Below are 7,439 nucleotides of genomic sequence, written 5' to 3'. Positions count from 1 at the left end.
GTGCCACGCGTCGTCCCCCCGCTGGGTTCCCGCGCCGACGTCCGAGCGAAGAAAGACATCGGCAACGACGGGCGGGCTCGCGAGAATGAACTTGTGGTTGAGGACGTTGTTGTTGTCGGTCACGACGTCGCGCACGAAATCCGCGATGGTATCGCGGTCGGCCTCAAGGTCGGCCAGTTCCAGGGCATCATCGGGGAGAAACGCGAAGAGCTCCTCACCCGTTTCCGCGGAGAAGCCGTGCAGAATGCCTGGGTTGGCGGTGTAGTACACGACCGTCCGGCGGTTGAAGTGGTCCCAGAAGAAGCCGTCGCCCTCGACCGACCCGCCCACGCCGTACTCGGTGCTGTGGTTCAGGGGCGGATCGAAATCCGGCGAGCGCGGCGGGTTGAGCGCCAGCGAGGGTCCACCAACGCTTTCCCAGAGCTTCCACGTATCGTTTCCGTCCGAATCGGTCTTCGAGAGATTGAGGGTTCCGTTATTCTTGTAAATCGTCCGCGTCACTGGATCGATGGAAAGGTGATAGCCGCGCATCACCTGAACGACGATTTCCACAGCATCGTCAACGTCTTGCGCACCGGCGCCATCGAGCTCGCTCAAATAGCCCCGCCCGACCCCGAGGTCGAGGCCACTCGCGATGACTTCCGCCGGAGTAAAGGGACGAACGGTGGCGGTTCCCGGCAGATTGAAGAACATCATCCGGGTGTCGGGATCGGTGCTCTGCAGCACGTCGCCCGCGTCCCAGATCTCGGTGAAGTCGGCTTGGCGCGCCGTCCGTGGCAGGTTGGGGTCGGTCACCGTATAGATGCTGGTCGCGCGCAGGTGGCCGCGAAAGCCTGGGACCTCCGCCGAAGTCGAGAAGAGGACGTTGTTCTGGTGGTCGGCGCGGATCGCCCGCGCCTCGCGGATGGCGTCCGCGTCGGTCAAATCGTTCGGAATGACGTCTGCGCGTGCCACGTTGGTGTTCGTGTGAGAGTGGATGACTTCCTTCACTGAGCCCACGACGGAGGCACCGAGGGTGACATCGGTCTCCGGAATTCCAATCTCGCCGACGATGCGGCGGAGAGCTTCTTCGAGCTCGTCGGGCTGATTCGCGAAGAAGGCCGAATGCATCAGCTTCGGGTCCCGCTGCGGGCTCAAGCCCGCACCGCTTGACATCCAGGCGACCGTGTTGATCCGGCCCTGGTCGATAGCATTCTGGATGTCGAAGCCGACGACGAAGACGTTGCCTTTCGAGCCGTCCAGGGTCGGGTCGATCTGCTTGAGTGTCCACTCGCCCTTCAAGGCGGCGTTGTACACCCTGAAATCGTCCTGTGCAGTAGCGGTTGTGATCTGGTTCGGATCGAACTGGCTGGGCCGCATCGTGACGGAGTTCAAAAGGGGGCTCAAGCGGGCCTGAGGGTAGCCGCCGCGGTCACACTCACAGGTTTCGAGACCGTCGGTAATGTGGACCAGGAAATTCTTCTGCCCGGGCAGGAGGGTGTCGACGAAGTTGATCCGGTTCCCCGAGGCGCCCAGGTCGGGACGATGGCGGCCAGTGATGTACTCGCCAAAGTCGCTGAACGCCACCCCGATGGGCGTTCTTTGCGATTGCCCTCCTGTGCCGCGGAACTGTCTGAGAGGGTTGAGCACGGAGCGCACGAGCTCTCGCGAGTCCTGAGCGCACGTTCCGGGGTCGATGAACGCTGCGTCCTCCAGGCCGGTGCATCCGTGCGGGGTGTCCGGGTAGTTGTCTGCGTTCCCGTCTGGCGGGACCAACGGGCTGGGACAAGCGGGGACACCATCAACCGGAAAAACGGTCTGATCCCTGTAGTGCGCGAACCCCCAGTTGACCAGCGGCCGTCCCGCGGAATCCACCAGGTTGTCCATGACCTGGTTGATGGCGTCCTTGGCGATTTGCATCTTGTTTTGTGACGACTGAGTTCCATCGGGCAAAGTGATTCGGTCGCCCATCGAGCCCGATGCGTCGAGCACGATCCAGAGGTTATGTCTCACTCCGGTGTTGAGCACGTCCAGCGGATCCTGCCCGCGTTCTACGACACAGGGCGCCGGCACCGCCTGAGCGCGGCCGGTGCTCGACCAGGAAAAGGCGACGACGACCGCCGCGAGAGAAAGCGCGATGCGCTTGAGAGTCCGCATCAAGATACTCATGATATCTTCCCCACTGAAATCCGGCGCTTAATGAATCAAGGCGTTCCGAAGCCCGACGTCTGGACCTGGTCGTAATCGAGCCTGCGACGGTCGCGGCCGCTTCCCTGGGTGACATTCGAGTGCTGATCGCCCTCGATGCCCGACCCTGGCTGGCGCACGGTCATCTCCAGCCGCCGGAGCGAGACCGGTCGCGATCCAGTTCCCGCCGCTCCCGGTGCCGTCCCCTCGGCCGTCAGGATGACACGGTCGTGGATGCCGCCCGGATTGTCGAAGTCGATGGCCCCGTAGTCCTTCGTCCCGACGATTGGCCGGCGAACCCAGAGGGTGACGGTGCCGTCGATGTCCGGCGCTCCATCCCCGTCGAGATCCCCGGCCACACCGGGGTTGGGCAATCGGAAATCGTACTGCGCCAGCGTTCCGTCCGGCCGCCTGAGTACCTTGCCGATGTAGACCCGCACGCACGGTCCGCCTCCGCCCGGAGGGCATCGGTCCGCATAATATTGATACTCGCGGCAACCCGGCTGGGCGATGTCGCATATGTTTTCGGGAAGCGCATCGCCCCACGGAGCGGCGTCGCTGGGCACGGTGACGTCGTCTCGCGCAGGGGGCAATACATTGGCGAAGTTGCCGTCGTTGAGAAGGTACGACCCCAGCACGTTCTTGCCGTACTCGAGAGCGGCGTCGGCGTTGAAAAACGCCTGCTCTCCCCAGCGGTAGTTGATGGCGATGTCTTTCTCCGTCGTCGTCGTCAGCATCAGCGCCATTCCCAAAACGCTCAGGACGAACAGGACGAGGATCGAGATAACGAAGGCGGAGCCGTCGTTCTTGAGGGGGTTCGATGAAGACATGATTCACGCTCCTAAGGTGTCAGCTCACGTTGGCGGTGCGATAGGTCGCGAAGAGAGCTTCGCCTATCACAGCAAAGGGGTCGCTCTCCGAAGACGGAAGGCATCGCACCCGGATTTCCACCATCTCCAGAGGGAGGTTCGTGTTGATCGTCTCGATCTGCCAGCGAACTTCGTACAGAGAGCTCCCAGCGGCGGCCTGCCGGCCGTCCACGTCGAAGTACTGCACGTAGCCCGACACGGCGGAGTCGAGAGCGCCTCCGTCGGCGAGCATCGGATTACGCGCGCGAAGGAGGGGGTCGATGTAGAACGGCGCCGCCTTGAGACGCTCGAGCTGCTCTTTGGCGAGCGCGGCGGAAGAGGTCATTCGGCCGGATAGCGTGTTGGAGCTCGTGGCGAGCGCCATCATCTGGGCGAGCGCCAGGAGACCCACGGTGAGGATCAACGTGGCCACCGTCACCTCGATGAGGGTGAACCCGCCGTCTTCGGCTTTCGGCTTACCCCTGGGCATCATTGCGACACCACGCGAACGCGGCCCCCGCTGCTGACGTGGATGGTGCGCGTCAATTGCGTCGTGCCGTCCCGCAAAGTGACGATCCAGTCCGTCCCGTCCTGTCTCAGAACGGCCGGCCCAACCGGGCCTGTGGCGTTCACCGCGGCGACCGATCCGTCGGCGCGAAACAAGAGAGCGTTGCGGTCACCCGGCTCGAAGCCGATCGTTTGCGGCAAGTCGATGGGGAAACCGTGAGGCGATTGAACCCCGCTGGCCGGATCCGGATCGACGACGTTGTTGGGCGGCGTCGGTACCATGCCGTAATCCACCGTCGTGGTGGGATCGAAGACACCCGGGTTCGCGGGATAGTAAACGCCATCCCAGTTGCCCGTCGTCGGATCCGCCTCGAGACTCGTGAATTGAACCTGTCCGACCTCGGGGTAGTTGAAGTTGAGTAAAATTCCGCGACCGGCGTTGCGCTTGACCGCCTGGGACCGCGCTTTCTGCACTTCGCCGGCGATTCCCTGGGCTGCTCCTATGATCTTGTAGGTGCGCACGTAGTTGAGTCCGTACGGGATGGATGCCGCCACGAGTATGGCAATGATGGAAAGGACGACGAGGAGCTCGATGAGTGTGAATCCCACTGCAGGGCGGGGACGCAAGGATCGACGGGTTGGGGAAGACACCGGAGTACCTCCTTTCTGCCTCTGCAACGCTATGGGGGTGCCCGGAGCATACCACAACTGAGTGAGTCAATTCCAAGGACCAATCGATGCCCAATTCGATTGGGGTGAATTGGCCCCAATCGCGATTCTTCCTCCGCACGCGGCCGGTCATCGTTTGGGGTTAGAATCGGGAGCAATCGATGATCTACCTCTCCGTCGTCGCGGTGTACCTGGCTTTTCTCGTTGTCGTGAGCATTCACCGATCCCGGAAAGTGAGAACCCAGGACGATTTCATGGTGGCGGGCCGAAGCGTCCCGTGGCAGTTGCTCGTCGGTACGCTCGTTTGCACCTGGATTGGCTCGGGGAGCCTCTTCGGCGGTGCGGGGAGGGCGTTCCGCGAGGGATTCTCGGCGCTGTGGATGAGCGCCGGCGCGTGGCTTGGAATCTTGGTCGTCTACTTCCTCGCGGGTCGGGTCCGGCGGATCGCCCAATACACCGTGCCCGATCTCCTGGAGACCCGGTATCATCCGGCAGCGCGCATCCTGGGGACACTCGCCATCATGATCGGCTATCTGACGATCGCCGGATATCAGTTCATCGGCGGGGGGAGGCTCTTGAACATCCTCTACCCGGATATCTCTCCGACGGCAGGAAAAGCGATCGTATGCGGCCTGGTCATCGTGTTCACGGTCACGGCGGGGATGCTCTCGATCGTGGCCCTGGACGTTTTCAACGGCATCATCATCATCGTGAGCATTCTCATCGCCGCGCCTCTCGCGCTCGACGCCGCCGGAGGCTGGAGCACCCTGACCACCACACTCCCGGAAACGCATTTCACCGTCACCGGACGTCTGGGGCTCTCGGCAGCCCTGGGATTGTTTCTTCCCACGCTGTTTCTCCTGCTCGGGGAAAGCAGCATGTACCAGAAGTTCTTCGCCGCCAAGGACGAGGCGGCGGCGCGGAAGGCCGTGATCGGCATGGTGCTCGGCGTCATCGTCGTGGAAACCCTACTGGACACCACCGCCGTTTTCGGCGCGGGAGTGTACTGGAACGACCCCGCGTTCGTGGCGAGCGACGGAGGTTGGGATGCGCGCACCACGGAGACGATCCTGCTCGTCTTTGCGCGGAACAACCTTCCCCTCGTGGCCGGGTGCCTTCTCCTCGCCGGCGCGGTCGCCATCGTCTTTTCGACCGCAACCACCTTCTTGATGGTGCCCTCCACCGGCTTCGCCCGGGACATCTTTCAGCGCTTCATCGACCCCGACGTGAGCGAGAGGAAGTTGATCTTCATCCAAAGGCTCGCGATCATCGTTCTCGCCGGGTTGGCCTACGTGGTAACGACTCGCTTCACCAGCATCCTCGACATGGCCCTGTACGCCTATACCATCGTCGGGGCCGCCGTGACGCCGGCGCTTCTTGCCGCCTTCCTCTGGAAGCGCGTCACGCCGCTCGGGGGGGTGCTTTCCATCTCCCTGGGAACGGCGGTGACGATCCTTTTCGCCGTTCTCCATCAAAGCGGCCTCGAAAGCCTCGACCTGGGCCTGTTCGAGCTGCCGATCGATTACGATTACATCTTCTATCCGGCGGCAACCGCGTCGTTTCTCGGTCTTTTCGTGGGGAGCCTCTCGACCCCGCCCTCGCCCGAGCACGTTTGGAAGAAGTTCATCACCGATTGAGGAGGTCCGTTTTGTCCTACGAGCGAATTCGAATCGAGTCGACAACACCCGTGGCCCGGCTCACGATGAGCTGGCCCGAAAAACGAAACGCCCTTTCGCTGCGGATGATGGAGGAGCTGATCGCGGGGCTGAACGAGCTCGCCGCGAGCTCCGGGGTCCGCTCCATCATTCTCGCAGCGGAAGGCAACGTGTTCTCCGCGGGGCACTACCTTCCCGAGATGATTGGAAAGGACCTCCGCGACCAACGACACGTGTTCGACACCTGTGTGTCGCTCATGGAGTGCGTCCAGCAGATCTCGCAGCCCGTGGTGGCCGAGGTGCCGGGAGTCGCCACCGCGGCCGGCTGCCAGCTCGTCGCTACTTGCGATCTGGCGGTTGCGGTGGACGAAGCGCGCTTCGCCACGCCGGGGGTGAAGATCGGCCTTTTCTGCACGACGCCCATGGTCGCCCTCTCACGGGCCGTAGGTCGCAAACGAGCCATGGAGATGCTGCTCACCGGGGAGTTCATCGATGCGGACACGGCGAAAGACTGGGGCCTGGTCAATTACGTCGTGCCCCGCGAGGCTCTTCGCGAGACGACCGAGCGACTCGCGGCCAAAGTCGCCGAGGCCAGCTCCCTCGTCGTCGCCCTCGGCAAGCAAGCCTTCTACTCCCAGATCGATCTCGATCAGGGGAAGGCGTACCAGTATGCCAAGGAAGTGATGAGCATGAACGCCCTCGCTCTCGATGCGCAGGAAGGTATGAGCGCTTTTCTCGAGAAGAGACCACCGAGCTGGCAGGGGCGCTGACCGATCAGAATTCGCGCCGGGAGATCAGTCGCCAGGAACGTCTTCACGCTCCAAACGATAGAAGGCGCTTTTTCCCGCACGGTGAACCGAGCGGATGCAGTAGCTCCTGGCGAAGTAAGCCTGACAGATCCGACGAAGCTTCATTCTCCAGTCGAGCGCAAGGTTTCTGTCCGCCGCCATCAGATCGTTGATCGTCCGGGGGAGCTCGACCAGGAGCGCGTCTTCGGTCCGGTCGAGCTCGAGCTCATCCTCACAGGCGAGAAAGCCCGAAGGGTTTCGGACTCGATTCACCCGGGGAAGTTTTTCCCACCCCGGCAGCTCGGCCAATCTGCCCTCGCGAGCCTGCTCCACTCGCTCCGAGCGAATCAACCACTCGGCCTCGAAACGGTCCGTGGGAACTCCGCCATGGAGAGGGCTACGGCTCTCGCCGTAGAGGTTCACCCGGTACTTGCGCACGATGGCGCCGAGGCGGTTGATGTTCAGATTGGCGTTGGGCGCCTGAAGAGGGTCGAAGGTCCAGTTGACCAAGTCGATTCCCTGGACCAGAGCGCGGTCGCGTTGCGCCCATTTGAGACGCTCACCCAGGCGCTGACCCCGATAGGCGGGTAGCACGGCAAGCATGTGGGAATGGTGAAAAGGTCTAAGGCCATCCCATCCCGAGAAACCGCAAACGAAGCCGACCATGGCGCCATCGAGCTCGTCATCGAAGGCGCCGATACAGAGACCGCCGAAATGGTGCATCGCCAGGAGGTGCATTTCCGGGACGGCATCGGCCGCCGAGAATCCCCAGACTTCCATCTGGAGTCGAACGCAAGCCTGGTAAT

General features: G+C 62.7%; 7 protein-coding genes. 2 read left to right on the top strand and 5 right to left on the bottom strand.

The genetic code is table 11. The features are described from left to right. From VEK15_15920 to VEK15_15905, 4 genes are all read right to left on the bottom strand, one after another. The coding region (locus VEK15_15920; protein HXV62188.1) for a hypothetical protein at positions 1-2,136 on the bottom strand (2,136 nt) is incomplete at its 3' end. 47 nt (positions 2,137-2,183) lie between these two features. Continuing rightward, entirely contained in the window at positions 2,184-2,996 is an 813-nt protein-coding gene (locus VEK15_15915) for a pilus assembly PilX N-terminal domain-containing protein (GenBank protein ID HXV62187.1), read from the bottom strand. Between the two features lie 19 nt (positions 2,997-3,015). Next, positions 3,016-3,507: a prepilin-type N-terminal cleavage/methylation domain-containing protein gene (locus VEK15_15910; GenBank protein HXV62186.1), complete on the bottom strand. Its 492-nt coding sequence runs from the start codon at positions 3,505-3,507 to the stop codon at positions 3,016-3,018. Further along, positions 3,504-4,172, bottom strand: coding sequence for a prepilin-type N-terminal cleavage/methylation domain-containing protein (locus tag VEK15_15905; protein ID HXV62185.1), 669 nt, complete (start codon positions 4,170-4,172; stop codon positions 3,504-3,506). Before VEK15_15905 ends, VEK15_15910 begins: the two co-directional genes overlap by 4 nt. Before the next feature lie 179 nt (positions 4,173-4,351). Between VEK15_15905 and VEK15_15900 the strand changes: the two genes are divergently transcribed. Beyond that, entirely contained in the window at positions 4,352-5,827 is a 1,476-nt protein-coding gene (locus tag VEK15_15900; protein ID HXV62184.1) for a sodium:solute symporter family protein, read from the top strand. 11 nt (positions 5,828-5,838) lie between these two features. Continuing rightward, positions 5,839-6,615, top strand: coding sequence for an enoyl-CoA hydratase (locus VEK15_15895; GenBank protein ID HXV62183.1), 777 nt, complete (start codon positions 5,839-5,841; stop codon positions 6,613-6,615). 24 nt (positions 6,616-6,639) lie between these two features. On the opposite strand, the gene VEK15_15890 is transcribed toward VEK15_15895, so the two are convergent. Continuing rightward, positions 6,640-7,439, bottom strand: an 800-nt coding sequence (locus VEK15_15890; protein HXV62182.1) for a GNAT family N-acetyltransferase, incomplete at its 5' end; no start/stop codon positions are given.

The sequence above is a fragment of the Vicinamibacteria bacterium genome, from assembly GCA_035620555.1.
In the GTDB taxonomy this organism is placed as follows: domain Bacteria; phylum Acidobacteriota; class Vicinamibacteria; order Marinacidobacterales; family SMYC01; genus DASPGQ01.
This window is presented reverse-complemented; position numbering and strand designations above follow the sequence as displayed.